The sequence below is a fragment of the Streptomyces sp. NPDC127084 genome (genome assembly GCF_042724175.1).
In the GTDB taxonomy this organism is placed as follows: Bacteria; Actinomycetota; Actinomycetes; order Streptomycetales; family Streptomycetaceae; genus Streptomyces.
On sequence record NZ_JBHXFA010000110.1, the window covers coordinates 1 to 25,519 of the forward strand.

17 protein-coding genes are annotated in these 25,519 nt (G+C 70.2%); 6 read left to right on the forward strand and 11 right to left on the reverse strand.

What is annotated here, in order from left to right:
• Positions 1-136: 136 nt before the first annotated feature.
• From ACFWI9_RS23540 to ACFWI9_RS23570, 7 genes are all read right to left on the reverse strand, one after another.
• Complete coding sequence (locus tag ACFWI9_RS23540; protein WP_387164879.1) at positions 137-1,864, reverse strand: peptidase; 1,728 nt, start codon at positions 1,862-1,864, stop codon at positions 137-139.
• Between the two features lie 394 nt (positions 1,865-2,258).
• The gene (locus ACFWI9_RS23545; RefSeq protein ID WP_387164881.1) at positions 2,259-4,124 is read right to left on the reverse strand and encodes a GMC oxidoreductase; all 1,866 of its coding nucleotides are present in this window, start codon (positions 4,122-4,124) and stop codon (positions 2,259-2,261) included.
• 77 nt (positions 4,125-4,201) lie between these two features.
• Positions 4,202-5,830 carry a succinic semialdehyde dehydrogenase gene (locus tag ACFWI9_RS23550; RefSeq protein WP_387164883.1) on the reverse strand — a complete coding sequence of 543 codons (1,629 nt, stop codon included), beginning with the start codon at positions 5,828-5,830 and terminating at the stop codon, positions 4,202-4,204.
• A 203-nt stretch (positions 5,831-6,033) separates the two neighbouring features.
• Positions 6,034-7,740 (reverse strand): protein kinase, encoded by a 1,707-nt coding sequence (locus tag ACFWI9_RS23555; protein ID WP_387164884.1) that lies wholly within the window; start codon positions 7,738-7,740, stop codon positions 6,034-6,036.
• Between the two features lie 231 nt (positions 7,741-7,971).
• The gene (locus ACFWI9_RS23560; RefSeq protein WP_387164885.1) at positions 7,972-10,617 is read right to left on the reverse strand and encodes a serine/threonine protein kinase; all 2,646 of its coding nucleotides are present in this window, start codon (positions 10,615-10,617) and stop codon (positions 7,972-7,974) included.
• Positions 10,618-10,739: 122 nt separating this feature from the next.
• Positions 10,740-13,220 carry a serine/threonine-protein kinase gene (locus ACFWI9_RS23565; RefSeq protein WP_387164887.1) on the reverse strand — a complete coding sequence of 827 codons (2,481 nt, stop codon included), beginning with the start codon at positions 13,218-13,220 and terminating at the stop codon, positions 10,740-10,742.
• A 303-nt stretch (positions 13,221-13,523) separates the two neighbouring features.
• Positions 13,524-15,230: a glycerol-3-phosphate dehydrogenase/oxidase gene (locus ACFWI9_RS23570; RefSeq protein WP_387164888.1), complete on the reverse strand. Its 1,707-nt coding sequence runs from the start codon at positions 15,228-15,230 to the stop codon at positions 13,524-13,526.
• 222 nt (positions 15,231-15,452) lie between these two features.
• On the opposite strand from ACFWI9_RS23570, the gene ACFWI9_RS23575 reads away from it, so the two are divergent.
• The gene (locus ACFWI9_RS23575; RefSeq protein ID WP_387164890.1) at positions 15,453-16,694 is read left to right on the forward strand and encodes a nucleotide sugar dehydrogenase; all 1,242 of its coding nucleotides are present in this window, start codon (positions 15,453-15,455) and stop codon (positions 16,692-16,694) included.
• Between the two features lie 114 nt (positions 16,695-16,808).
• Positions 16,809-17,291, forward strand: coding sequence for a hypothetical protein (locus tag ACFWI9_RS23580; RefSeq protein ID WP_387164892.1), 483 nt, complete (start codon positions 16,809-16,811; stop codon positions 17,289-17,291).
• Between the two features lie 212 nt (positions 17,292-17,503).
• Here the strand turns inward: ACFWI9_RS23580 and ACFWI9_RS23585 are convergent, their stop codons facing one another.
• The 4 genes from ACFWI9_RS23585 to ACFWI9_RS23600 form a co-directional block, all read right to left on the reverse strand.
• On the reverse strand, positions 17,504-18,628 hold the full coding sequence (locus tag ACFWI9_RS23585; protein WP_387164894.1) for a GuaB3 family IMP dehydrogenase-related protein: 1,125 nt from the start codon (positions 18,626-18,628) through the stop codon (positions 17,504-17,506).
• A gap of 118 nt (positions 18,629-18,746) precedes the next feature.
• Positions 18,747-20,249, reverse strand: coding sequence for an IMP dehydrogenase (gene guaB, locus ACFWI9_RS23590; RefSeq protein WP_387164896.1), 1,503 nt, complete (start codon positions 20,247-20,249; stop codon positions 18,747-18,749).
• 165 nt (positions 20,250-20,414) lie between these two features.
• Positions 20,415-21,002, reverse strand: coding sequence for a sigma-70 family RNA polymerase sigma factor (locus ACFWI9_RS23595; RefSeq protein ID WP_387164898.1), 588 nt, complete (start codon positions 21,000-21,002; stop codon positions 20,415-20,417).
• A gap of 391 nt (positions 21,003-21,393) precedes the next feature.
• Positions 21,394-22,005, reverse strand: coding sequence for a response regulator transcription factor (locus ACFWI9_RS23600; protein ID WP_003948568.1), 612 nt, complete (start codon positions 22,003-22,005; stop codon positions 21,394-21,396).
• A 382-nt stretch (positions 22,006-22,387) separates the two neighbouring features.
• Here ACFWI9_RS23600 and ACFWI9_RS23605 point away from each other — a divergent pair, with 382 nt between their 5' ends.
• From ACFWI9_RS23605 to ACFWI9_RS23620, 4 genes are all read left to right on the forward strand, one after another.
• Positions 22,388-22,720: a WhiB family transcriptional regulator gene (locus ACFWI9_RS23605; RefSeq protein ID WP_387164900.1), complete on the forward strand. Its 333-nt coding sequence runs from the start codon at positions 22,388-22,390 to the stop codon at positions 22,718-22,720.
• A 318-nt stretch (positions 22,721-23,038) separates the two neighbouring features.
• Positions 23,039-23,710, forward strand: a complete 672-nt coding sequence (locus ACFWI9_RS23610) for an MOSC domain-containing protein (RefSeq protein ID WP_387164902.1) — start codon at positions 23,039-23,041, stop codon at positions 23,708-23,710.
• A 94-nt stretch (positions 23,711-23,804) separates the two neighbouring features.
• Positions 23,805-24,578: an SDR family NAD(P)-dependent oxidoreductase gene (locus ACFWI9_RS23615; RefSeq protein ID WP_387164904.1), complete on the forward strand. Its 774-nt coding sequence runs from the start codon at positions 23,805-23,807 to the stop codon at positions 24,576-24,578.
• Between the two features lie 74 nt (positions 24,579-24,652).
• Complete coding sequence (locus tag ACFWI9_RS23620; RefSeq protein WP_387164905.1) at positions 24,653-25,345, forward strand: ester cyclase; 693 nt, start codon at positions 24,653-24,655, stop codon at positions 25,343-25,345.
• The last annotated feature ends 174 nt before the right edge of the window (positions 25,346-25,519 follow it).

Below are 25,519 nucleotides of genomic sequence, written 5' to 3' on the forward strand. Positions count from 1 at the left end.
CGCGCGCGCGCCCGCCGGCGGGGGGGGCCCGGGGCCGGCGGGCGCCCGCCCGGCCGCGGCGGCGCGGGGGGGGGGGGGGGGGGCCCCCCCCCCCCCCCCCCCCCAGCCGGGTTCACCACTCGCTGCCGAGGTGCGACTACCGCTGGGCGGCGCGCCTGCGGGTCTTGGCGTACAGCACAGTGCCGAGTGCCAGTGCGACGGCTGCGACACCGCCGGTCAGCATGACCGTGGTGCCGGTCGAGGCGAGCCCGCCACCTGACCCGGAGCCCGAACCGGACGTGCCGCCGGACTCCTCGGCGCCGCCGGTCGTGCCGCCCTCGGCACTCGAACCGCCGACGGAGCCGCCCGTCGTGCCACCTGTGGAAGAGCCCGAGGTGGAACCCGAGGTGGAACCCGAGCCGGAGGTGGCGGCCGAGTCGTCCTTGCCGTTCAGGACGATCTTGGCGGTGTTGTTGCGCATGTTCGGGTCGAAGTGCAGCGCGGGCTCCTCCTCGTACCAGCCCCGCACGGTGACGGAGCCGGTGGCCTGCTTCACGACCTTCTCGATCTTCATCTCGAAGGGCAGGGCGAAGTCCTCGTTCTCCATCACGACCATCGGGACGGTGCAGAAGTAACGCGGCGCGCCGAGCTGCTTCTCGCGCAGGTCACCGGATGCGGTGGCGGCGCGGCAGTTCTTCGGCTTCTTGGTGACCTTGGCGCCCTCCGGCACCTTGACGTCGGCGGTGCCGATGTCCTCGCCGGAGCGGAGGTAGGCGACCCAGGCGGGACCGTTGTTGCGGAAGCCGATGGTCGACTTGACCGTCTCGCCGGCCTCGGCCTTCTCGACGCTGGTGCCGTACGCGACGAAGTCCGCGGTGTTCTTGGCGCGGATCGACTGCTCCTGCTGGTTGTCCCAGGGGTCGAGGTCCGCGCCGCGCGCCGCCGCGGACAGCTTCTTCAGCGCGAGCGGGGCGCCCGTCCCCCGGGTGAACGCGGCACCGCCGCGCTCCGCCTTCAGCGCGCTCGGGCTGTGCTCGGTGACGCGGTAGATGAAGTCCTCGTAGAAGGCGTGCTTGGCCGCCTTGACGGTGAAGGGCTCCGTCAGCTCGTACACCTCGCCGGCCTCGAACGGCCCGTCGAGCAGGCAGACCGCCTTGGTGTAGGTGTTCCCGAAGGCCGTGTCGCCTTGGGCGTACTCGCAGTTGGAGTAGCGCTCGGGGATCTCGATGCCGTGCGAGTACACGAGGGTGACCAGTACCTGCTGGGCGGCGGACGTGCCGGTGTTGGCGAAGGTGAGTCTGGCGGGCTGGGCGTCCCCCGGCTTGACCTCCTGCTTGAGGTTGAGCGGCTTCATGACCAAGTCCACACCGCCGACCTCGACCTTGGTCGAGTGGGAGGTGAAGGTCGCGCCCTCGGCCTTACCGGTGACCTGGATGGTCCCGGACGCGCCGATCTCGCTTCCCTTCGCCGCGGTGATCTCCAGGCGGGCGACACTGCCGAGCCCTGGCCAGATACCCCAGTCGTGGCAGACGCCGAGCATCCCGGTGATCTTGCAATCTGAGCTGCCGCCCTCGGGATCGAAGCGGACGTCCGCGACACCGGCCAGGCCGCTCAGGTCGAAGGTGACGGTGTACTCGCCTTCGAAGTAGCCCTCCTCGTCCTTGGCCGGGTTGTCCACATCGAAGTCGACGACCGCCCTCTTCGGCTTCCCGGACGCGGGGTAGGCGTGCAGACCCACATCGGACGGACCGCTGAGGGTGAAGACCGGATCCGGCTCGGCCGCGAAGGCGGGTGCGGCGGCGAGACCGGGCACGGCCAGCAGACCGGCGGCGGCCAGTCCGGCCGCGCTGCGGCGCAGTGCGGCCGGGACGGAAAGGCGATTCATCTACGACCTCGATGCTTCGGTGTGGCGGGCGCTACCCACGTGTCGGCTGTGTCAGCGCTGTATTCGACCCGAATGAGGTGTACATGGTTGTCCGTGTATTAGTCACGGAACGAGTACGGCCGCTTCCCTCGGGAGGCCTGTGACACCAGTCACATAAATTTTCTGTGAGCGTCGGGACAACCCTTCACGCCGATCACACGTCATGCATGCGGAACCAACAAATTCGGCTTCCTCTTACGCCTCACCCCTGCCCAGGACCGGCGTGGCGCACGACACGTGCCACCTCGCGGACGACCGGGCGGGGTCGCGGAGGCTCACAAAGCAAGAGAGGCGCTGCACTCGGAGGGGGGTGCAGCGCCTCTCTCATGTCCGGGCCGGGTCCGGAACCGGTGGGTCACTTCTTCGGCGGGACCGCCGGAATCCCCAGGAACGGCAGGCTCAGCGCACCGAAGGCGTCCGCCGGGACAGCCGGCGACTTCGGCGCCACCGGCGCCAGGCGCTCGTACGCCGCCCCCTGCTCCGGGCGGGTGTCTTCCTCGCCCTTGTTGGGCCAGAACGACATCGCCCGCTCGGCCTGGGCCGTGATCGTCAGGGACGGGTTCACACCGAGGTTCGCGGAGACCGCCGCGCCGTCGACGACCGAGATGCCCGGGTGTCCGTAGAGCCGGTGGTACGGGTCGATCACCCCGGAATCGGCGGAGGCGCCGATCGGGCAGCCACCCAGGAAGTGGGCGGTGATCGGGGCGCCCATCAGCTCGCCGATGTTGGAGCCGGCGAAGCCGTTGATCTCCTTCGCGATCAGCGTGGCTGCCTCGGTGGCCGCGGCAATCTGCGTGGGGTTGGGCGCTCCATGCCCCTGGCGGGCGGTGAGCAGGCCCTTGCCGAGGCCCTTCGGCTTGCGGTAGGTGGTCAGTGAGTTGTCCAGCGACTGCATGACCAGACCGATGATGGTCCGCTCGGACCAGCGCCGGTTGGAGAGCGCCCGCATCGCCAGCAAGGGGCGCCTTGCCGTGTGCGCGGCCCAGCGAGCGACCCGGTGCTTGGCGCTGAAGGGCACCTGGAGGACGGTGACGAACCCCATGGCGTTGGAGCCCTTGCCGTAGCGGACCGGTTCGATGTGGGTGTCGGAATCCGGGTGGATCGACGAGGTGATCGCGACGCCCTTGGTGAAGTCGACCTTCTTCACCCCGTGCGCCTTGTGGTAGCGGCGGTTGTCGGTCTGGGCGCCGACGATCGCCTCCGAGTTGGTACGGGTCAGCTCGCCGAGCCGCGCCGAGACACGGGGCAGCAGCCCGGTGTCCTTCATCCGGTGCAGCAGGGTCTGGGTGCCGTAGGTCCCGGCTGCGACGACGATCCGCCGCGCCGTGAACGTACGCCCGCTGCCCTTGCGCTTCCGGTCGGTGGGAAGTGTCCTGACCGCGAAGCCGCCGCGCGAGTCCTCGGTGACGGCGACGACCGACGTCATGGGGTGGATGACCGCGCCCGCCTTCTGGGCGAGGTGGAGGTAGTTCTCGTTGAGGGTGTTCTTGGCGCCGTGGCGGCAACCGGTCATGCACTCGCCGCACTCGGTGCAGGCGCGGCGCGAGGGGCCCACGCCGCCGAAGTAGGGGTCGGGCACCTCGGCGCCCGGCTGGACTTTCGCCGTGCCGCCGGTCCCGTCTTCTCCGGCGGCGTCCCTGCCGTCGCCGAAGAAGACACCCACCGGAGCCATGTGAAAGGTGTCGCCGACGCCCATGGCCTCGGCGGCTGCCTTCAGGTGCACGTCGGACGCGGTCATGGTGGGGTTGAGCCGCACGCCCAGCATCCGCTTGGCCTGGTCGTAGTAGGGCTTCAGCTCCTCCTGCCAGTCCGTGATGTCCTTCCACTGCGGATCGTTGAAGAACGGAGCGGGCGGTACGTACAGCGTGTTGGCGTAGTTCAGGGAGCCGCCGCCGACACCCGCGCCCGCCAGCACCATCACATTGCCCAGCAGATGGATGCGCTGGATGCCGAAGAGCCCGAGGGCCGGGGCCCACAGGTAGTTGCGCAGGTCCCAGGAGTTCCTGGGCAGGGTCTCGCGGGTGAAGCGGCGGCCCGCCTCCAGGACGCCGACGCGGTAGCCCTTCTCGCTGAGGCGCAGTGCCGAGACCGAGCCGCCGAATCCGGAGCCGATGACGACGACGTCGTAGTCGTACGCCGAGTCGGCTTCGGATCCGTTCACGTCGCTCCCGTCGTTCTCGTCCTGGTTCCGGGCTGCTGAGGACTCAGGAAGATCGGACATGGCTCTCCTCGGTGCGAGTACGGGTGCTGTGCGGTGCGGGCGCGGCTTGGCGCGGCTGGCGGCGGGGCTGGAGCGGGTTACCGGAGGCGCAGGGCCTTCATCGCCTTCAGGGACGTGGTCATCAGGGCCGCGTACTTCTCGTCGTCCAGGCCGAATGACGGGGCGAGCGGCATCAGCCGCTGGTGGGCGACCGTCTGGGCCTCCGTGTACTTGAGGATGCCCTCCGAGCCGTGCCTGCGGCCGAGGCCGGAGTCCTTCATGCCGCCCATCGGGGCCTTGACGCTGCCGTACGCGGGTGCGTAGCCCTCGTTGATGTTGACGGTGCCGGTACGCAGCCGGGCGGCGACCGCGTGTCCGCGCCGGCCGTCCTTCGTCCACACACTGGCGTTCAGCCCGTAGGCGGTGGCGTTGGCCTGCTCGATGACGTCGTCCTCGTCCGTGAAGCGGTAGATCGAGACGACCGGCCCGAAGGTCTCCTCGCCGCAGACGGCCATCGGCGCCTCGACGCCGTCGAGGATGGTCGGCTCGTAGAAGTACGGGCCGATGTCGGTGCGGTGGACACCGCCCGCGACGACGGTCGCGCCCTTGGCCACGGCCTCCTCGACATGGCGCTTGACGTTCTGCAGCTGGCGCTCGCCGACCAGGGAGCCCATGTCGGCGCCGTAGGCGAGGGAGTGGCCGAGACGCATCGCCTTGGTGCGGGCCGCGAAGCGCTCCAGGAAGGCGTCGGCGATCGACTCGTGCACATACAGCCGCTCGATGGAGATGCAGAGCTGTCCGGCGGAGGAGAAGCAGGCACGGATGGCGCCGGCCGCTGCCTTGTCCACGTCGGCGTCGCGCAGCACCAGCATCGCGTTCTTTCCGCCGAGTTCGAGGGTGACCCCGACGAGGCGGGCGGCGGCGCCCTGGGCGACCTCGCGTCCGGTACGGGTGGAGCCGGTGAACGAGACGTAGTCGGCGTGCTTGACGACCTCGGGGCCGACGACGGGGCCCTCGCCGAGCACGACCTGGAAGACCCCGGCCGGGAGGCCGGCCTCGATCAGCAGGTCACGGGCCCACAGCGCGGTGAGCGCTGTCTCGGTGTCGGGCTTCATCACGATGGCGTTGCCCGAGACGAAGGCCGGCAGGGCGTCGCCCACGGACAGCTCGAACGGGTAGTTCCAGGGGGCGATCTGGCCGACCACACCGCGCGGCTGGCGCAGCTCGGTGGTCTTGGTGAGCAGCGGAACGGCACCGGTGTGCCGCTTCGGCTTCAGATACGCCGGCGCCATGCGCCCGTAGTGCCGGGCCGCGATGGCGACACCCAGCACCTCTTCCTGAGCGTGCAGCCTGGCCTTGCCGGTCTCCAGCTGGATCAGGTCCAGCACCTCCGCCTGGCGCTCCAGCACCAGGTCGTGGAAGCGCAGCAGCACGGCGGCACGGGCTCGCGCGGAGGTCGCGGCCCAGGCGGGCTGGGCGGCGCGGGCACGGGCGAATGCCTCGGCCACGTCGTCGGGCGTGGACTCGGGTAGATCGGCGAGCTTCTCCCCGGTGAAGGGGCTGTGGTTGGCGGTGCGGCCTGAGCCGACGACACCACGGGTGAGCTGGGCGACCACCTCGGGCGTGACCACGTCGGCCGCGGTACGCACACCGGCCGGGGCGGCGGCGACCGGGTTGGTGCCGAGGGGGGCGCTGGAGTGGGGAGCGAGGGCCTGCGAGTCCGTCATGGGGGCGAGGGTATGACGCAATCCCGCCTTTGGGTACCCGTCGGTAACAGCTTTTCGGGAGCTCCACACATCGTGCCAGTGATCACTGGCAAATAAGCCCTGATCAGGGGCTTATCGCCACGGCGGGCGCTGTCAGATCACATTTCGCACTCGCCGGGCATGGCACGCGTGGGCCGGCGAAGCGGATGGGCGCCAGTCCGGCGTCAGCCGTCCGACGGAGGGGGCTGCCAGCTCCGGAGCACGGTGTCGAACTGCTGTCTGATCTCGGACCAGTTCTCTGCCGGACCGGACATATAGACGGCGTACTCCGTGCCGTCATCCGCGTAGTACACCTGGTCGATCGCACGGCGGTTGCCTGGGTGGTCCTTGGTCTCGGTCCAGGTGAACTCCCAGAGCGCCGACTCCGCGTGGTCGCGGAAGACGTTGGAGTGCAGGGTCAGCCGCTTGTACTCGGGCAGCCGCTTCTCGACGGTCTTCTCCACGTCGAGCATGTGCATGTACGGGTTCTCGAAGTCGGGCGAAGCATCGATGCTGATGCGGATGCGATGGCGGCCGTTGTCGGGCGTGTAGTCGATCTGGTTGCCGTCCAGCTGCCGTACCCAGCCGTTCGGTACGAGCAGGGTGAAGCCCTCGGGGTCCGTGGTCCGGGTGAAGCCCTCGGGGTCCTCTCCGGACGAAGCCCCGCCCCCCGGGCTCCCGGTGGAGGCCTGGGACTGGGGCGCGCTGGAGGAACCGGACCCGTCGGCCGCCGTGCCCGTGCCACGGCCCGTGTACTCGACGGCGGCGTATGCCGCGCCGCCGGCGACGGCAGCCACCACGGCGACGGCGAGCAGCGCCCTTCGCCAGCGGCCGGGTCGCTTTGCGGGCGCCGGCGCGGGCCCGGTCGCGGTTCGCCGGACGGGGTGCCCGGACGGTGGGCCCAGCGGGGTGTCGCCGGGTGCGACTCCGGACGGATTCAGGGGCCCGTTCGCGGACGGGTTCACGGACAGGGGCAGGCCACCCGGTGCGGGCAGCTGCGCGGTCGCCGCCCCCGCGTCCCCCCGGGGCACCGTCTGCGTCGGCACATACGCCTGCGCCGACTGGGGCCTGCGTCCCTCCATCGCCTCCAGCAGCATCCGTTCGAGCTCGGCGGACTGCGGACGCTCCTCCGGCTCCTTCCGCAGCAGCGCCGTGATGACCGGGCCCAGGACGCCCGCCTTCTCCGACGGCGTCGGCTCCTCGGTCACCACGGCCTGCATGGTCGACAGCGGCGAGGTACGGCGGAACGGGGAGACGCCCTCGACCGCGGTGTAGAGCGTGGCGCCGAGGGACCACAGGTCGGACGCGGGCCCCGGGTCGGCGCCACGCACCCGCTCGGGGGCCAGATAGTCGAGGGAACCGACGATCTCACCGGTCTTGGTGATGGTGGAGTCACCCTCGATGGCGGCGATGCCGAAGTCCGTGAGCAGGGCCCGGCCGTCCGAAGCGAGCAGCACGTTCCCCGGCTTGACGTCACGGTGCAACACCCCGGCCGCGTGCGCCGCGCGCAGCGCGCCCAGCACATGCAGACCGATCCTGGCCGCCTCGGCCACGGCCAGCGGACCCGACTCCTTGGCGGCGTCGGCGAGTGACGGCCCGTCGACGTACTGCATGACGATCCAGGGCCGCCCGTCGTACTCGAGGACGTCGTGCACGGTGACGACACCCGGATGGGAGATACGGGCGGCCGCCCGGGCCTCCTTCTGGGTGCGGGCATGCAACACGGCACGGTCGGACTCGGAGACATAGAGCCCGGCGGTGAGCTCCTTCACCGCGACGGTTCTGTGCAGGAGTTCGTCCTGGGCGCGCCACACCTTGCCCATGCCGCCGCGACCGATGCTCTCCGTGAGCCGGTACCTCCCGGCCAGCACCAGTCCCGCTCCTGTACCCATGCTCTCCACGTATCCCCGCCCCGGTTCTTGGAATGACAGGTTACGAAGGGGAAGTACGTACAGGGAACACGGGGCGGCTCACCAACTCGCTCCGTTACTCGATGGTTGCGACTCGCGGTCACCTCCACCCGGACACCGAGGGGACGATGACCCTCATTCCGGTCAAGTGGGATGAGCCGATGATGCCGTTGAACACGCAACGTCACGAGGGACGGCTCGCCCGGACAGGCGTCAGCGGGCCGGGCGGTACGCCTTCGCCGCCTGCTGGTAGATCTCGGTCACCTCATCGCGCTGGCCCTCGGGCCCAATGACCTGGATGACGTGGTACCGATCGCCCACGATCATCGCGAGGTTGCGGACGTAGACCTCGCGACCGCTGCTGTCCTGCCAGGTGAACTGCCCTTCGGCCATGGCCTGCTTGCCGACGTCGATACGGCGCAGCCCGGACGCCGACGACCAGGTGGAGTCCCGGAAGGGCTGCAACTCGCGCTCGATGGACCGCTGATAGGCCATCGGGTCGGAGCCGTTCTCGCGGACCGTGTCACGACCGGGCACGACGATGAGCGTGAAGTCCCCGCCGGTATAGCGGACCTGACCGCTGTCGTTGATGGGCCGCCGCTGCCACGTCTTGTCGACCGCGATCCGGAAGCCCTCCGGATCGTCGCGCAGCGCATAGCCTTCGGCGAGGTCCACGGTCGGTCCGGAGGCCGCCGGATTCCCGCCGGCCGGGGTCCGCGGGGGCTGTTGGGTCCCGGTCCCGGTCTCGGACGACGGGCCGCTGGGGCCGGGAAGCACGCTGCCGGCGGCGGTCTGGTCGGATGCCCCTCCGGGCTGCCCCGATGAGGGCTCCTGGCCTCCGGTCTTGGGCATGAACAGCACGGCGTACGCGATGGCCGCCGCGAGGAGCAGGAGGATCAGCACCAGCAGCAGACGCCCGAGCGAGCGCGGGCTGCGTGACGCACGTGACTCCCGTTGCTTCCTGAACTGCGGTGACTGGCCTGCCTGTCGGACCTGCCGGGTCTGCCGTGGCTTTCTGTGGCGGTGCCGCCCGTGGGCGGTCTCGGGCAGACCGGCGCGACGCCGGCGCACCAACTCACCGCGGCGGCGTACGACGGGCAACCGCGTACCGTCGACTGACGGGAGCGGTATCACCGCCGCGCCCGCGTCGGGCTCGGGCGCGGATCTGATCAGCGAGCGCAGCCAGCCGCGCAGCTCCTCGAAGTCGGGGCGCTCGGTGGGGTCCTGGCGCAGCAGCGACTCGACGACCGGGCGCAGCGGTCCGCACTCCTCGGCGAACGCGGGCGGCTCGGCGCAGACCATCTGGACCAGCTCCGCCGCGCTCTCCTCGGGGTACGGGGCGTGGCCCTGCACGGCACGGAACAGCAGCGCCCCGAGCGCCCAGAGGTCGGTGGCGGGTCCGACCGGCGGGGCGAGTCGCCAGGTCCCGTGCACGGGACCGGCCTGCTCGGGCGCCCAGCGCTCGGTGACCGCGCCGACGACGGCGATCCGCGCCTGGCGGGCACGCTCTGCGGCGAGGGGCGTCGCCGGGCCGCGATACCCGGGAGCCGTGGAGCCGTCCGCGACGGCCGTCTCGTCCCAACCCGCGGTGCCGGGGCCGCGGCCGGTAGTGGAGCCGGTGGTACCGGTTCGTGGGCCCTGCGACGCCTGGACGGGCAGCCGCTGAGCGTCGGCACGCAGGGCGTCGGCGCCGGAGGCGCTACGGCCGTACGGGGACGCTCCGCCGCCTGCGGCGATCGGCGCGGAGCCGTCGGCGCCCGCACGTGGGCCATCGCGCCAGGTGCCGGTCAACTGGACGCGGTGCGGGCCGCTCGGGTACCCCTCGAAGTCGCCGTCATCGTCATCGTCGTCAGCGTCGTAGGCGTCGTAGACGTCCTCGACCAGGTCATGGCCGCCGTCGGCGGCGGCGGCCGCCGGACGCGACCACCAGTTGGGAGCCGGTACCGGTACCGGTACGGGTGCGGGCCCATCGGACACACCCGGGTGGTGCAGACGCCCGATGCCTTGGCCGCCGATCTGGGCCGACTCCCCACCGCGCGGGGCACGGGTGTCGTCGCTCGTGGCTTCGGAGCCTTCGCCGAAGCCGTATCCGTAGTCCTGGGATGTGTACGGGGTCCTCGCGCCGGGCTGCCAGGGCAGCGGGGCAGCGCCGGTCGGCGGCGCGGGCGGGTCGGACGAATGCGGCGCGTCGTCATCGTCCGCGTGCGCTTCGATCACCTCGGCGCCCTGGTCCGGCACCGGCGCATAGCCGCACAGGGCCTCCTCGGCGGCACCCGCGGCCAGACCGGTCAGAACCACCCGCCCGTCGTCGCAGACCAGCACCGTGCGGATGGTGATGTTGCGATGGGTCCAGCCATGGGCGTGCAGGGCACGCAGCGCGGTGAGGACGTCCGAGCCGATCTCCGCTGCCCGGTAGGGGCTCAGCGGTTTCTCGGCGAGCAGCGCCGCGAGCGGGCGGGCCGGGATCAGCTCGCTCACTATCCACAGCGAACCGGCCTCGGCGAAGACGTCGAAGACCTGGTCGAGCAGCGGGTGGTCGGGGATCTGTGCCGCGGCCTGTGCTGCCTCTATGGCCCGCCGTACCGCTGGGTCGGCGGGGCGCCGGGTGGCGCTCGCGGCGGGACGGGACGACCCCGCGTACCCGTGCCCCTGCCGGTGTCCCTGCCCGTAGCCGGTCGTCGGGCCCGCGGCTTCGAGCACCTCCGCGTCCACGACCTCCGGCAGCGGCAGCTGACGGACGACGACCTCCTGGCCGCTGTAGGTGTCGAAGGCGCGGGTCTCTACGAGCTCGTACTCATCGGACGGCGGAAGCGGCAGGCGGTAGCGCTCGGCGAGCACCCGTCCCGCGTAGTCGTCCACGACGCCTCCCCACCAGCGCACGGCCCACGGTCGCGAAGACGCTACGAACCGTCAAAACCGTTCACCCGAACGGCCGCTTGCGACTGCGTATGGTCTTCGGTCTCTCACGATACGTGGCTTGTTCAGTACTTGGGCGAGAACGTCGCGAACGCCGTATCGCGCAGCGTCGCGCACTCCTTTCCGTCCCATTCGCTCGCCTTGCAGCTGACCATGATCGAGTAACCGTGGCCGGCGTCGACCTTGAAGCCGCGGTTGAGCACACGCACACGCTGTCCGCCCTGGTTGCGCTCGAAGCCCCAGTCGGCGGCGGTCGGATAGCCCTTGTAGTCCACGGAACTGATGCTGAGGGTCTTGTAGCCGTCGCTGCTGGCGCTCACGACCGCGACCGCCTGCGTCCAGGCCAGCTTGGCGTCCCCGCCGGGGCTGCCGGTGAAGTCGACCTGGACCCTGGGGAAGGCGCCCTTGGCGGTGTTGAAGATGCCGCCCGAGTCCTGGCCAGCGACGTGCGTCATCCGGAAGTTCGCCGGCATGGCCATGGTGAAGTGGAACCGGTCGTTCGTCACCATCGTGTATCCGGCCGGGAGCCCGCCCGGCGCACCGCCGCCACCGGCGGAGACCCCCGTCTTCGGGCCGCCGGACGGCTGCGTACCGGCGGTGCTTCCCGCGGTGTCCTTGCCCGTGGCATCGCCGCCCGCGGTGTCCTTGCCGCCGTCGACACCCTGTTCGGGGTCGCCCTTGGTGCCGTCGGCGCCGCTGCCGTCGTTGGCCTTGCCGTCGCCGCCGGAGGTGGCACCGCCTGCCGCCGTGCCGTTGCCCGTCCTGCCTTGGCCGCCGGCCTTGTCGTCGCCGCTGAACGCGACGGCGAGCACTGTGGCGAGCACGGCCAGCGCGGCGACCAGCGCGATGATCACCAGGGTGCGGCGGGGCACCACATCGGTGAGCGGAGCCCGCACGGGAGCCGTCCGGGTGCCGGTCGCCGCCGTCGTAGCGGTCGCGGGCACGGGCTCCCGGTCGGGCTTCGCCGCCGCGTTCCGTACGGAGCGCAGGGCGCTGCGCACCCGTTCGGCGGCCGCGTCGGCGGCACCCTTGGCGCGCTCCTTCGCACGGTCATCGGTGCCGTCCTTGCCACGCTCCTTCGCCGGTACGGCGGGCTCCGGCGGCAGCGGGGGCAGGGGCACCACGCGGGTCGCCTCGGGGGACGGCTCGGGCACGGCCGGGGCCTCGGGCATACGGATGACGTCGAGCAGCAGGGCACGGGCACCCGCGTCATCGAGCCGCTGCGCCGGATCCTTGGCCAGCAGGCCGTAGATGACCTCTTCCAGCGGGCCCGCGTTCTTGGGCGGGTCGAGCGGCTCGGTCATGACAGCGGTGAGGGTGGCGATCGCTGAGCCCTTGTCATACGGCGGGCAGCCCTCGACGCTCGCGTACAGCAGACCGCCGAGCGACCAGAGGTCGGCCGCCGGGCCGGGCTTGTGGCCCCGGGCGCGCTCCGGAGAGATATAGGAGGGCGCGCCGACGAGCATGCCGGTGGACGTGATGGAGGGGTCGCCTTCGACCTGCGCGATACCGAAGTCGGTGAGGACGACCCGCCCGTCGGTCTCGATGAGCACGTTGGACGGCTTCACATCGCGGTGCAGGATGCCCTCGCGATGCGCGGAGCGCAGTACGTCGAGGATCGCGAGACCGACCTCGGCCGCCCGGCGCGGCGTCAGAAGCCCGTCCTCTCGCAGCACTTCCGCCAGCGACTTGCCCTCGACGAGCTCCATCACGATCCAGGGCCGGTCGTCCTCGTCCACCACGTCGTAGACCGTCACCGCGTTGGTGTTGCGGATCCGGGCGATCGCCTTGGCCTCGCGCAGGGTACGGGTGATGAGCCGGCGCTTCTCGTCCTCGTCGATGCTGCTGGTGAAGCGCAGCTCCTTCACGGCGACGGTACGTCCGAGCGTTTCGTCGACGGCACGCCACACGGTGCCCATGCCGCCTCGTCCGAGCACCCCGCCGATCCGGTAGCGCCCGCCCAGCAGCCGCCCCTCGGCCGACGGCCTCACCGCAGCGACCGTACCGCGTCCGGCAGACCCGGCTCCCATGGCGCTGGCCCGGCCGCCATCGGCACGGGCACTGCTCGTGCCCGCGTCCGCGGCGGCATCCGCGCCCTTGGCCGTATCGCGCCCGGCGACAGACGCCGGGTCAGTCCTACCGACGCGCGAGCCCTTGGCCCCCGTCTCCGAATCCGTCCCTCCGCCGGTACCCATGGCGCCCTTGGAGCCCTTGTCGCCCGTGGAACCCTTGGCGTCGCTGGAGCCGTTGTCGTCCTCGGGCTCTGCGGCTTCCTTGACGTCCTCGGACTCTGCGCCGTCCTTGACGCCTTCGGCCTCTACGCCGTCCTTGACGCCTTCGGCCTCTGCGCCGTCCTCGGCGTCCTCTGCCTTGGCGCCCTTGGCCGGCCTGGCACCCTCCGAGGGCTTCGCGTCCGCCGCTCTCCTGTCCGCTTCCGCCCCCGAGCCCCCGTCAGAGCTCTTCGCCACGGCGCCTTCAGCAGCGTCCTGGTCAGTGTCCCGCAAGGGCTCCGGTGTCGTGTCCCGCGACTGCTCCGCCTCCGACATGCGTCCCCTCTGCGATCCCTGATCCCCGCCCGCGTATGCCGCTCCCACGCGAAGCGGTAACGCGCTCTGGAAGAGTCCTCATTCTCTCTTATTCCAGGACCGCTGATGCTCCCGGGTCCGCCGTGCGTCAGTACAGGCGTGCGGAGAGGTACTCCGTACGGTTCCGACGACTTGGGGCTGCGGCGCTGATCCCGGACACCAGAGGACAAGTGACCAGCCGGTAGGTCAGGTGTGCGCCCCGGCGGCACACACCTGACCGCGCACACCGAACCGAGCACCCCCGCGGACCCGTGGTCCGACCACCTACAGCGGGACGATGTCGGGTGCTCCCAGGCGTGCCGCGTCGGCCGTCAGGTCGTCCGGCTGCCGCTGGGACTCCCGCTCGGCTTCCACCCGCTTCTCGTAGTGCGCGATCTCCTTCTCTATCTGTTCCTTGTCCCAGCCGAGCACCGGCGCCATCAACTCCGCGCACTCCCTGGCGCTGCGCGTACCCCGGTCGAAGGTCTCGATGGAGATCCTCGTACGCCGGGTGAGGACGTCGTCCAGGTGGCGGGCACCCTCATGGGAGGCGGCGTAGACGACTTCGGCCCGCAGATAGTCGTCGGCGGCGGCGAGCGGCTCGCCGAGACCGGGGTCCTTCGCTATGAGTTCCAGCACTTCCGCGGTCATGGAACCGAACCGGTCCAGCAGGTGCTCCACCCGAGCGACATGGATACCGGTGCTCTCGGCGATCCTCGCCCGGGAGTTCCACAGTGCCCGGTAGCCCTCGGCTCCCAGGAGCGGCACATCCTCCGTGACACAGGACGCCACCCGCTGGTCGAGGCCGTGCACCGCCTCGTCCACGGCGTCCTTCGCCATCACCCGGTAGGTCGTGTACTTGCCGCCGGCGACGACGACCAGCCCCGGGGCGGTGTGCGTCACGGTGTGCTCGCGGCTGAGCTTGCTGGTGGCCTCCGACTCGCCTGCGAGCAGCGGGCGCAACCCCGCGTACACACCCTGGACGTCGTCCCGGCTGAGCGGAACGGCCAGGACTGAGTTGACGTGTTCGAGCAGATAGTCGATGTCGGCGCTGGAGGCGGCGGGGTGGGCCTTGTCCAGGTCCCAGTCGGTGTCCGTGGTCCCGATGATCCAGTGCCGACCCCAGGGGATGACGAAGAGCACGGACTTCTCTGTGCGCAGGATCAGCCCTGTGGTGGAGTGGATCCGGTCCTTGGGCACCACCAGGTGGATGCCCTTGGAGGCCCTGACATGGAACTGTCCGCGCTCGCCGATCAGCGCCTGGGTGTCGTCGGTCCACACCCCGGTGGCGTTGACGATCTGCTTGGCCCGGATCTCGTACTCCCCACCGGCCTCCACGTCCTGCACCCGGGCGCCCACGACCCGCTCGCCCTCCCGCAGGAAGCCGACGACCCGCGCCCTGCTGGCGACATGGGCGCCGTAGCTCGCAGCCGTGCGCACCAAGGTGGTCACGAAGCGGGCGTCGTCCATCTGGGCGTCGTAGTACTGCAGAGCGCCCACCAGGGCTTCCTTGCGCAGACACGGTGCGACGCGCAGGGCGTGCGTACGGCTGAGATGGCGGTGGAGGGGCAGGCCGCGGCCGTGGCCCGATGACACCGACATGGCGTCGTACAGCGCGACACCCGATCCGGCGTAGAGCCGCTCCCAGCCCCTGTGCTGGAGCGGATACAGGAAGGGCACGGGCCGCACCAGGTGCGGGGCGAGCCGCTCAAGCAGCAGTCCGCGCTCCTTGAGGGCCTCCCGGACGAGCGCGAAGTCCAGCATCTCCAGATACCGCAGACCGCCGTGGATGAGCTTGCTGGATCTGCTGGAGGTGCCGGACGCCCAGTCCCGGGCCTCCACCAGTCCGGTGGAGAGCCCGCGGGTCGCGGCGTCCAGTGCGGTGCCCGCACCGACCACACCCGCGCCGACGACCAGCACGTCCAGCTCACGTTCCGCCAGCGCGGCGAGTGCCTCGGCACGCTCGGCGGGCCCCAGTGTCGCTGTCCTCACAGCTGCCTCCCGTCGCCCCCATGGGTGGGACTCACACCTCGATTCTGTCCGCACTCCCCCACTTCAGCCACCGCCTGTGGACAACACTCGCAGTACCAGCGACGCGCAATGCCATATTTCGGTCATATTTACTCCTAGTCTGACATTGCACTCGCTCGTTTCGGCTCCCCAGAAGTTGCGAGCAGCGTCCCCTTCGCTTACAGGGAAGGACGGCCCCCGGCCATGCCAGCAGATCTCGCCGTCATCGGACTCGGCCATCTCGGACTGCCACTCGCCCACGCGGCCGTGGCCGCCGGTATCGAGACCATCGGTTATGACACCGATCCGCGCCCGGTCGCCGAACTGGCCGCCGGACGCCCCCCGGTGGACGGCTCGCTCAACGCGGCCGGGATCCGCCGTATGCTCGCGGGCGGTTTCCGGGCCACGACCGACCCGGGCACGCTCGGCCGGGTCCGTACCGCCGTCATCTGCGTCCCCGCCCCCCTCGGCACGGACCGCCGACCCGACCTGACCGCCCTCGACGAGGCCGCCCGCGCCCTCGCCACCCGACTGCGCCCGCGCACCACCGTGGTACTGGAGTCCGCGGTGCCGCCCGGCACCACGGAAGGCCGGTTGCGGACCATCCTCGAAACCGGATCGGGACTCCGCGCGGGTCATGACTTCGCACTCGCCCACTCTCCGAGCCGGCTCGACCCAGGCGACCGCTCACCCGGCTGCGCCGCGGTTCCCAAGGTGATCGGGGGGCTCACCCCCGCCTGCACCGAAGCCGTCGTCGCGTTCTACGGACGTCTCACCGACAAGGTGGTCAGAGCACGCGGACCGCGCGAGGCGGAGACCGTCAAAGTGCTCGAAACCAACTTCCGGCACGTCAACACCGCCCTGGTCAACGAGATGTCGGTGCTCTGCCATGACCTCGGCGTCGATCTGTGGGACGTCATCCGCTGCGCCGAGACCAAACCGTTCGGCTTCCCGGCCTTCCGGCCGGGACCCGGCGTCGGCGGGCACGGCATGCCCCTCGACGCCATCGGCGCGCACCAGCCTCTGCGCCTGGTCGAACTGGCAGGCCGGATCAACGAGAGCATGCCCGGTTACGTCATCCAGCGCTGCGCCGCGCTGCTCAACGATCACGGGAAGTCCGTACGCGGCGCGCGCGTACTGCTCCTCGGCGTCACCGGCACGGCGGATCTCGCCGGCCTCGACGGCTCACCCGCCCCCGAGATCGCCGGTCGGCTGCGGGAGCTGGGCGCCTCCGTCAGCTTCCACGATCCCTACGTCTCCGACTGGCGCGTCCAGGACCGCCCGGTCCCCCGTGCGGACTTCCTCTACGAGGCAGCCGCCGACGCCGACCTGACGATCCTGCTCCAGCACCACCGCACCTACGACCTCCAAGGCCTCTCGGTGAAGGCGCAGTTGCTGCTCGACACCAGGGGGGTGTCCCCGGCGGGCGCGGCACACCGCCTCTGAGCACCAGGACAGGGGCCGGTCAATCCGGATGTTGACTGTCGCACGGAGGTGCTAGCCTCCAACGCCACTTGTCGCACATCTGTGCGTTTCTTAGTCCCAGGGGGGAACTTCAGCATGTCCGAATCCATGCCGCCGCCGTCAGGTAATCCGTTCGCCACGGACGCGGCCACCGCCGCCCCGGCTCCGGCGCCCGCTCCGGCCCGTGACAACGTCGCCCTCGGCTTGGTGGCCGCGGTCGTCGCCGCTCTCGTCGCGGCAGGCGCGTACGGAGGTATCGCCGGTGCCATCGACCGGGAGATCGGTTACGCGGCGATCGGTGTCGGCTTCCTCGTCGGCTTCGCCGCGGCGAAGGCCGGCGGTAGGAACCCGGTCCTGCCGGTGGTGAGCGCCGTGCTCTCGATCGGCGCGGTGTACGCGGGGCAGCTTCTGGCGATCGCGATCATCTTCGGCAAGGAGCTGAAGATCTCCGTGACCGAGGTGCTCTTCGACGACTTCGGCATGGTGACCGAAGTCTGGGGTCTGGCCATGGGCTTCATGGACATCGTGTTCTTCGCACTGGCGGCGTTCGCCGCGTTCGGCGGCGCGAAGAAGGCATGACCACCGCTTGAAACGGCTGGTTCATCGGGTGTCCCCACCCGGTGAACCAGCCCATCCGCGGCGCGGGCCGGGTTTCGCGGTGTGCCGCACCGCGTCGCGACATCCGGAGTGTGTGGGGTGTCCGTCGACATCGCATCGGGGTGGGGCTCACACGTGCGACGGGGGCGCGGCAGACTCAAGGAACCGCGCCCCGCGCCGCACAGCGTCACGCGTTACCGCTTGTGCTGGGAGTCCGCGACGGTCACCTCGACGCGCTGGAACTCCTTCAGCTCGCTGTAGCCAGTCGTCGCCATCGCGCGCTTCAGCGCGCCGAAGAAGTTCATCGACCCGTCCGGGCTGTGCGAGGGACCGGTCAGGATCTCCTCCGTCGTGCCGACGATGCCCAGGTCGACCAGCTTTCCGCGCGGGACGTCCTCGTGGACGGCCTCCATGCCCCAGTGGTGGCCCCGCCCGGGGGCGTCGGTGGCTCGGGCCAGCGGGGAGCCGATCATCACGGCGTCCGCACCGCAGGCCACGGCCTTCGGGAGGTCGCCGGACCAGCCGACACCGCCGTCCGCGATGACGTGGACGTAGCGGCCGCCGGACTCGTCCATGTAGTCGCGGCGGGCCGCGGCGACATCCGCGACCGCGGTGGCCATGGGGACCTGGATGCCCAGCACGTTCCGCGTGGTGTGCGCGGCGCCGCCGCCGAAGCCGACCAGGACGCCCGCGGCACCGGTACGCATCAGGTGCAGCGCGGCGGTGTAGGTGGCGCAGCCGCCCACGATGACCGGGACGTCGAGCTCGTAGATGAACTGCTTGAGGTTGAGCGGTTCGGCGGCCCCGGAGACATGCTCGGCGGAGACGGTCGTGCCGCGGATGACGAAGATGTCCACGCCCGCGTCCACGACGGCCTTGGAGAACTGAGCGGTCCGCTGCGGCGACAGCGCGGCGGCCGTGACGACTCCGGCGTCACGCACCTCCTTGATGCGCTGCCCGATCAGCTCCTCCTTGATCGGCGCGGCATAGATCTCCTGGAGGCGGCGGGTCACGCTCTCGGCCGGCAGCTCCGCGATCTCGTCCAGCAGCGGCTGCGGGTCCTCGTACCGGGTCCACAGGCCTTCGAGGTTCAGCACGCCCAGGCCGCCGAGCTCACCGATGCGGATCGCGGTCTGCGGGGAGACGACCGAGTCCATCGGGGCGGCCAGGAAGGGCAGTTCGAAGCGGTAGGCGTCGATCTGCCACGCGATCGAGACCTCCTTCGGGTCCCTGGTGCGCCGGCTCGGTACGACGGCGATGTCGTCGAACGCGTACGCCCTGCGGCCGCGCTTGCCGCGCCCGATCTCGATCTCAGTCACGATGTGTGGCCTTTCCCTCTACGTCTGCGCCTACCAGTATCCCCGACGCATACGCCAGGGGCGGTTCCGGGAATCCCCGGAACCGCCCATGGTGAAACGATCTCGCCGCTACTTTCCGCTACTTCCTGCTGTAGTTCGGCGCCTCGACCGTCATCTGGATGTCGTGCGGGTGGCTCTCCTTGAGCCCCGCGGACGTGATCCGCACGAACCGGCCGCGCTCCTGGAGCTCCGGCACCGTACGCCCGCCGACGTAGAACATCGACTGGCGCAGGCCGCCGACGAGCTGGTGGACCACCGCGGAGAGCGGGCCCCGGTAGGGCACCTGGCCCTCGATGCCCTCGGGGACCAGCTTCTCGTCGGACGCGACGCCCTCCTGGAAGTAGCGGTCCTTGGAGAAGGAGCGCTGCTCGCCCCTGGACTGCATGGCACCGAGCGAACCCATGCCGCGGTAGGACTTGAACTGCTTGCCGTTGATGAACAGCAGCTCGCCGGGCGACTCCTCGCAGCCCGCGAGCAGCGAGCCGAGCATCACCGTGTCGGCTCCGGCGACCAGGGCCTTGGCGATGTCGCCGCTGTACTGGAGACCGCCGTCACCGATGACCGGGACGCCTGCCGCCTTGGCGGCGAGGGCGGCCTCGTAGATCGCCGTGACCTGCGGGACGCCGATACCGGCGACGACACGGGTGGTGCAGATCGAACCGGGGCCGACGCCGACCTTGATGCCGTCCACACCAGCGTCGATGAGCGCCTGGGCGCCGTCGCGGGTCGCGATATTGCCGCCGATGACATCGACCTGCGCATTGGACTTGATCTTGGCGACCATGTCACCGACCAGCTTGGAGTGCCCATGGGCGGTGTCCACGACGATGAAGTCGACACCCACCTCGATCAGGGCCTGGGCGCGCTCGAACGCGTCGCCCGCGACTCCGACGGCAGCGCCGACGAGGAGCCGGCCCTCCTTGTCCTTCGCCGCGTTGGGGTACTTCTCTGCCTTGACGAAGTCCTTGACCGTGATCAGGCCCTTGAGGATGCCGAGGTCGTCCACAAGCGGCAGCTTCTCGATCTTGTGGCGGCGCAGCAGCTCCATGGCGTCCACGCCGGAGATCCCCACCTTGCCGGTGACGAGCGGCATCGGGGTCATGACGTCCCGCACCTGCTGGGTGCGGTCGGTCTCGAAGGCCATGTCGCGGTTGGTGACGATGCCCAGCAGCTTCCCCGCCTGGTCGGTGACCGGGACGCCACTGATGCGGAACTTGCCGCAGATGGCGTCGGCCTCGGCCAGCGTGGCGTCCGGGTGCACCGTGATGGGGTCGGTGACCATGCCGGACTCGGAGCGCTTGACCAGGTCGACCTGGTTGGCCTGGTCGGCGATGGAGAGATTGCGGTGCAGCACGCCGACGCCGCCCTGGCGGGCCATGGCGATGGCCATCCGGGACTCGGTGACCTTGTCCATGGCCGCTGACAGCAGCGGGATGTTGACCCGGACGTTCTTCGAGATGAACGAGGAGGTGTCGATCTGGTCGGGTGCCATGTCGGACGCGCCAGGCAACAGGAGCACATCGTCGTAGGTCAGCCCGAGTGTCGCGAATTTCTCGGGCACTCCGTCGACGTTGGCAGTCATGACACCTTCCCCAGATGGCCTTGATCAGTGCGGATAACCATGCTAACGGGATTCACCGCCGTCTCATTCCACGATCAAGATCACAGAGCAGCTTTGTGTGTTCATACGTTCATACGGCCACTCAAGCTGCCGCACTCACCTCCTGCCACAACCCGCCTGCGCCCCCTACTGCTCCGCGAGTGCACGCAGCCTGCTGAGCGCCCGGTGCTGCGCCACCCGCACCGCCCCCGGCGACATCCCCAGCATCTGCCCGGTCTCCTCGGCGGTCAGCCCCACGGCCACCCGCAGCACCAGCAGCTCCCGCTGGTTCTCCGGCAGATTGGCGAGCAGCCGCTTGGCCCACTCCGCGTCGTCACTGAGTAGCGCCCGCTCCTCGGGGCCGAGTGAGTCGTCGGGGCGTTCGGGCATCTCATCGGACGGTACGGCCGTGGATCCCGGGTGCCGCATGGCGGCCCGCTGGAGATCCGCGACCTTGTGAGCGGCGATCGCGAAGACGAACGCCTCGAACGGCTTTCCCGTATCCCGGTAGCGCGGCAGCGCCATGAGGACGGCGACACAGACCTCCTGCGCCAGATCCTCCACGAAGTGACGAGCGTCACCGGGCAGCCGACTGAGCCGCGTACGGCAGTAGCGCAGCGCGAGCGGGTGCACATGCGCGAGCAGATCGTGCGTCGCCTGCTCATCGCCTTCGACGGCGCGCAGAACGAGTGCACCGACCACCCCGCGGGCATTCACCGCCTCGTCGTTGCGCATCGGTCCATGGTGCCTTGACTGCCGCTGGTCCATGGCACCGCGTCCATAGTTGTGCACCGAAGCGTTATGAGCAGGTGCGCCGGACGTCATCTCCTGCGCCCTCCCCTTGCGCTCGAACGACCTGTCCCCGAGAAGCTCCACACCTCAAGGATGCGGCATCCCGCGGGAAACGTGTGACTGCGGCCCGTGGTCGCCACGCCCGCCAGTGGGCGGGCGTGGGCGATGCCACTCGCGGCGACACTCACGGCGCGGCCCGGGACGCCATGCCGGGCGCCGTTCCCGGCGCCATGCCCCACCCCCTGGCTACCGCGCCCCGGCGGCGCCCCCGCCGCGAGGGGCGCGCACCGTGAGCCTGTTCGCCGGGTACGAACCCAGCCTCACCAGGCACCGCTCAGCGAACCAGGCCCCAGCGGAATCCGAGCGCCACCGCGTGCGCCCGGTCCGAGGCGCCCAGCTTCTTGAAGAGTCGCCGGGCGTGGGTCTTCACCGTGTCCTCGGAGAGGAACAGCTCGCGCCCGATCTCGGCGTTCGACCGGCCGTGGCTCATGCCTTCCAGCACCTGGATCTCCCGCGCGGTGAGTGTGGGAGCCGCACCCATCTCGGCCGACCGCAGCCTGCGCGGGGCGAGCCGCCAGGTCGGGTCGGCCAGCGCTTGGGTCACCGTGGCCCGCAGCTCGGCGCGCGAGGCGTCCTTGTGCAGATAGCCCCGGGCGCCGGCGGCCACGGCGAGCGCCACCCCGTCCAGGTCCTCGGCGACCGTGAGCATGATGATCCGGGCGCCGGGGTCGGCGGAGAGCAGCCGACGGACCGTCTCCACGCCGCCCAGTCCGGGCATGCGTACGTCCATCAGAATCAGGTCCGAGCGGTCGGCGCCCCATCGGCGGAGGACTTCCTCGCCGTTGGCCGCGGTCGTCACACGCTCTACGCCGGGCACGGTTGCGACCGCGCGGCGGAGCGCCTCTCGGGCGAGCGGGGAGTCGTCGCAGACGAGGACGGATGTCATGGCCGCCCTCCGCAGCTGATGCGCGTCACCTTGAGCCTCCAGGCTGGTTACGTATCGTCACCTGTGCGGTTGACGCACCCGAATCTCTGCCCGAGTGCTTGTTCTCTCAACCGCCTCCGCCCTCTCAACGACGGTCACTCGAAAGAGTTACGGGTGCGACGAACGCCTTCGGCACTCTACGTGAGGAGCCACGCACGGAGGAGAGCAACACGGTTCAGCGAGGGGCTGAGCGGGGTCTATGCCCCATTTGGCGGCTTTTCTTCCCTTTTGCTGGTGTCTGTGGCTAGATTCGCAATGAGTCATATTTACATCTACTAACACCGTAGATGTACGGTCGGAGCTTCAGACATCCACTCAGCACGGCTACAAGGGGACATGCGCTATGGCAGATTTCTCCCGCCTTCCCGGACCGAACGCCGATCTGTGGGACTGGCAGCTGCTCGCAGCGTGCCGTGGGGTAGACAGCTCACTCTTCTTCCACCCTGAAGGGGAACGCGGCGCGGCGAGGAGCGCGCGCGAGAACTCGGCGAAAGAGGTCTGCATGAGATGTCCGGTGCGTGCGGAGTGCGCGGCGCACGCGCTGGCGGTGCGGGAGCCCTACGGGGTGTGGGGCGGACTGACGGAGGACGAACGTGAGGAGCTCATGGGGCGGGCACGGAACCGGCTGATCCCGGCGTCGAGCGCAGGCGGCGCCACGGGCGGCGGCCACACCTGATCCCAGCAACCGGCGACAACAAACGAAGAAACGTTCCTGCAACGGCGTCCGCGTCAGCGCCCGCCGGGCCTTGGTCTGAGCCGTTCCAGGCCCGCCCACATGGCAGCAGACCCCCGCCACGGCGATGACGGTGGCGGCACCATGTCTGCGTGCCTGCCGTGGTGAAGGCAGGCTGCTCGAGGATCGCGGCCACCGCGGGCACCTGGACCGGATCCGACAGGGTCAGCGAGCCCGTTCTCGCGGGGGGTGCGCGGCGGGCTCCACCGCGACCGTACGGGCCCGTCTTGGGCCGCGCGGCGCTGGGTTAGCGTCATACGTATGAAGCTTCAGTCTGTGAATGCGGGCCAGGCCAAGGCCGTCGGTTACGCCGACGCGGCCAGCGGGGTCACCGGCATCGACAAACGCCCGGTCGACGGTGCCGTACGGGTGTTCGCCCCCGGCCCCAAGGGCGTCGCCCGCAGCGGTGTCGAGGGGGACTTCGTCAGCGATCTGCGCTTCCACGGCGGCGACGACCGTGCCGTCACGGCCTTCGCGCGCGAGGACCTCGACTCCTGGGAGCGTGAGCTCGGACGGCCACTCGCGGACGGAGGGTTCGGCGAGAACCTCACCACCCGCGGCCTCGATGTGAACGGCGCGCTCATCGGCGAGCGCTGGCGCATCGGCACCGATGTGCTGCTGGAGGTGACCGGTGGCCGCGTCCCCTGCAACACCTTCCAGGGGCATCTCGGTGAGCGGGGCTGGGTCCGGCGATTCACCCGAACGGCGGCACCGGGCGCGTTGCTCCGGGTCATCGAGCCCGGGACGATCCAGGCCGGCGATCCGATAGAGATCGCACACCGCCCGGACCACGACATCACGGTGGCCCTGCTGTTCCGGGCCGCGACGCTGGAGCGCGAACTCCTGCCGCGCACCCTGGTGGCGGCCGAGTGGATGGAATCCGGGCTGCTGCACACCGCGCGGGAGTACGCGGCCAAGTACGGCTCCCGATAGGCGCCATGGGCCGCGCCGCCGGGCCTGTCACCGGCATGGCGCACCCTGATCGCGCGTATGCCGCACGTACGGGCGGGGCACTAACGTGCCGTACATGACGACAGCACTCATCACCGGCGCGACCGCCGGCATCGGCGCCGCGTTCGCGCGGCGACTGGCCGCGGACGGACATGATCTGGTCCTGGTGGCCCGCGACACCAAACGGCTCCAGGAGCAGGCGACCGAGCTGCACGACCGGCACGGCATCGAGGCGGAAGTGCTGACCGCCGATCTGGCGGAGGACGAGGGTATCGAGTCGGTCGAGATCCGGCTCGGCGACCGCAGACGCCCGGTGGACCTGCTGGTGAACAACGCCGGGTTCGGCAACAAGGGGCGCTATCTCGAAGTGTCCATGGCGGACGAGCTGCGGATGCTGAAGGTGCACTGCGAGGCGGTGCTGCGGCTGACCTCGGCGGCTGTCGGGCCGATGCGGGAGCGCGGCCGTGGCGGGGTGGTGAACGTGGCCTCGGTGGCCGCGTTCCTGCCCCGGGGCACATATGGGGCGTCCAAGGCGTGGGTCGTGCAGTTCACCCAGGGCGCGGCGCGCGATCTCGCGGGTTCCGGGGTACGGCTGATGGCACTGTGCCCCGGATTCGTACGCACCGAGTTCCATGAGCGGGCCGGGATGGGGACATCCAACATCCCCGACTGGATGTGGCTGGACGCCGACAAACTGGTCGCCGCGGCGGTGTCCGACCTCGCGCGCGGGAAAACGCTGTCCATTCCCGATCCGCGCTACAAGGCGCTGATGGGCGTGGTGAAGCTGGCGCCCCGGGGAGTGCTGGGCGGGTTCAGCTCGCGGGCAGGCCGTAAGTACGGACCTAACTGATCAGACGAACCAGTGCGAACTTCACTAAAATGGACGCATCCCGTGACTCCCCCAGCGCCCCTCAGGGAGACGCCATGACGTTCGTGCAAATGATCGAATGCAAGACAGAGCGCCTGGACGAGCTGAACCGGCTCCTGGACACCTGGGTCGAGCAGACCGGCGGCAGGCGCACCGCGACCCACAGCCTGGTCGCCACGGACCGCTCGGATTCGGCCCATGTCATCGAGCTGGTCGAATTCCCCTCGTACGAAGACGCGATGAGGAATTCGAACCTGCCCGAGACCGAACGGAACTTCCAGAAGATGGTGGAGCTGTGCGACGGCATGCCGACGTTCACCGATCTGGACGTGGTCAGGGACGAGCAGTTGAACAAGGGCGCGAGCCGCAGGTTCTTCCTGGACTGCCTCGCGGGGAGCCCGGAGCTGCTGCGCGAGTTGCTGACCCACGACTACCAGGACCACGATCCGTCCAACCCCGCCGGCCTCATCGGTATCGACGCCTACCTGAGCGAACTCGCCCGGTGGACCGCGGCGTTCGACTTCACCTTCGAGCTGGAGGACCAGATCGCCGAAGGCGACCGCGTCACCACCCGCTGGACCTGGAACGGTCGGCACAACGGGGAGTTCATGGGCATCGAGCCGACCGGCAAGCAGTGCACGATGACCGGGACGACCACCCACCGGTTCCGCGAGGGCATGATCAGCGAGAGCTGGTGGCAGTTCGACCGGCTGGGCCTGCTGGTGCAGCTCGGCGTGGTGAAGATGTAGGAGTACGGCGCCAGAGCGGGAGTACCCGTCGGCTACGCGGACGTGCGCACAGGCGCCCTCAGGGCGCGGCATACGGCATGAGCCCCCGGGTGCCGGGGGTCTCCAGGGCACCGGGGGCGCCTGCACCCCCCGCTGGGCCGGGCCGCGCAGGGGCGGCTGGGTCTTATACACATC

Bases quoted from the DNA above. Each gene is read 5' to 3' on its own strand.
- ACFWI9_RS23540 (WP_387164879.1), bottom strand. From the start codon at position 1,864: ATGAATCGCCTTTCCGTCCCGGCCGCACTGCGCCGCAGCGCGGCCGGA.
- ACFWI9_RS23545 (WP_387164881.1), bottom strand. From the start codon at position 4,124: ATGTCCGATCTTCCTGAGTCCTCAGCAGCCCGGAACCAGGACGAGAAC.
- ACFWI9_RS23550 (WP_387164883.1), bottom strand. From the start codon at position 5,830: ATGACGGACTCGCAGGCCCTCGCTCCCCACTCCAGCGCCCCCCTCGGC.
- ACFWI9_RS23555 (WP_387164884.1), bottom strand. From the start codon at position 7,740: ATGGGTACAGGAGCGGGACTGGTGCTGGCCGGGAGGTACCGGCTCACG.
- ACFWI9_RS23565 (WP_387164887.1), bottom strand. From the start codon at position 13,220: ATGTCGGAGGCGGAGCAGTCGCGGGACACGACACCGGAGCCCTTGCGG.
- ACFWI9_RS23575 (WP_387164890.1), top strand. From the start codon at position 15,453: ATGCCAGCAGATCTCGCCGTCATCGGACTCGGCCATCTCGGACTGCCA.
- ACFWI9_RS23580 (WP_387164892.1), top strand. From the start codon at position 16,809: ATGTCCGAATCCATGCCGCCGCCGTCAGGTAATCCGTTCGCCACGGAC.
- guaB (WP_387164896.1), bottom strand. From the start codon at position 20,249: ATGACTGCCAACGTCGACGGAGTGCCCGAGAAATTCGCGACACTCGGG.
- ACFWI9_RS23595 (WP_387164898.1), bottom strand. From the start codon at position 21,002: ATGCGCAACGACGAGGCGGTGAATGCCCGCGGGGTGGTCGGTGCACTC.
- ACFWI9_RS23600 (WP_003948568.1), bottom strand. From the start codon at position 22,005: ATGACATCCGTCCTCGTCTGCGACGACTCCCCGCTCGCCCGAGAGGCG.
- ACFWI9_RS23605 (WP_387164900.1), top strand. From the start codon at position 22,388: ATGGCAGATTTCTCCCGCCTTCCCGGACCGAACGCCGATCTGTGGGAC.
- ACFWI9_RS23610 (WP_387164902.1), top strand. From the start codon at position 23,039: ATGAAGCTTCAGTCTGTGAATGCGGGCCAGGCCAAGGCCGTCGGTTAC.
- ACFWI9_RS23615 (WP_387164904.1), top strand. From the start codon at position 23,805: ATGACGACAGCACTCATCACCGGCGCGACCGCCGGCATCGGCGCCGCG.
- ACFWI9_RS23620 (WP_387164905.1), top strand. From the start codon at position 24,653: ATGACGTTCGTGCAAATGATCGAATGCAAGACAGAGCGCCTGGACGAG.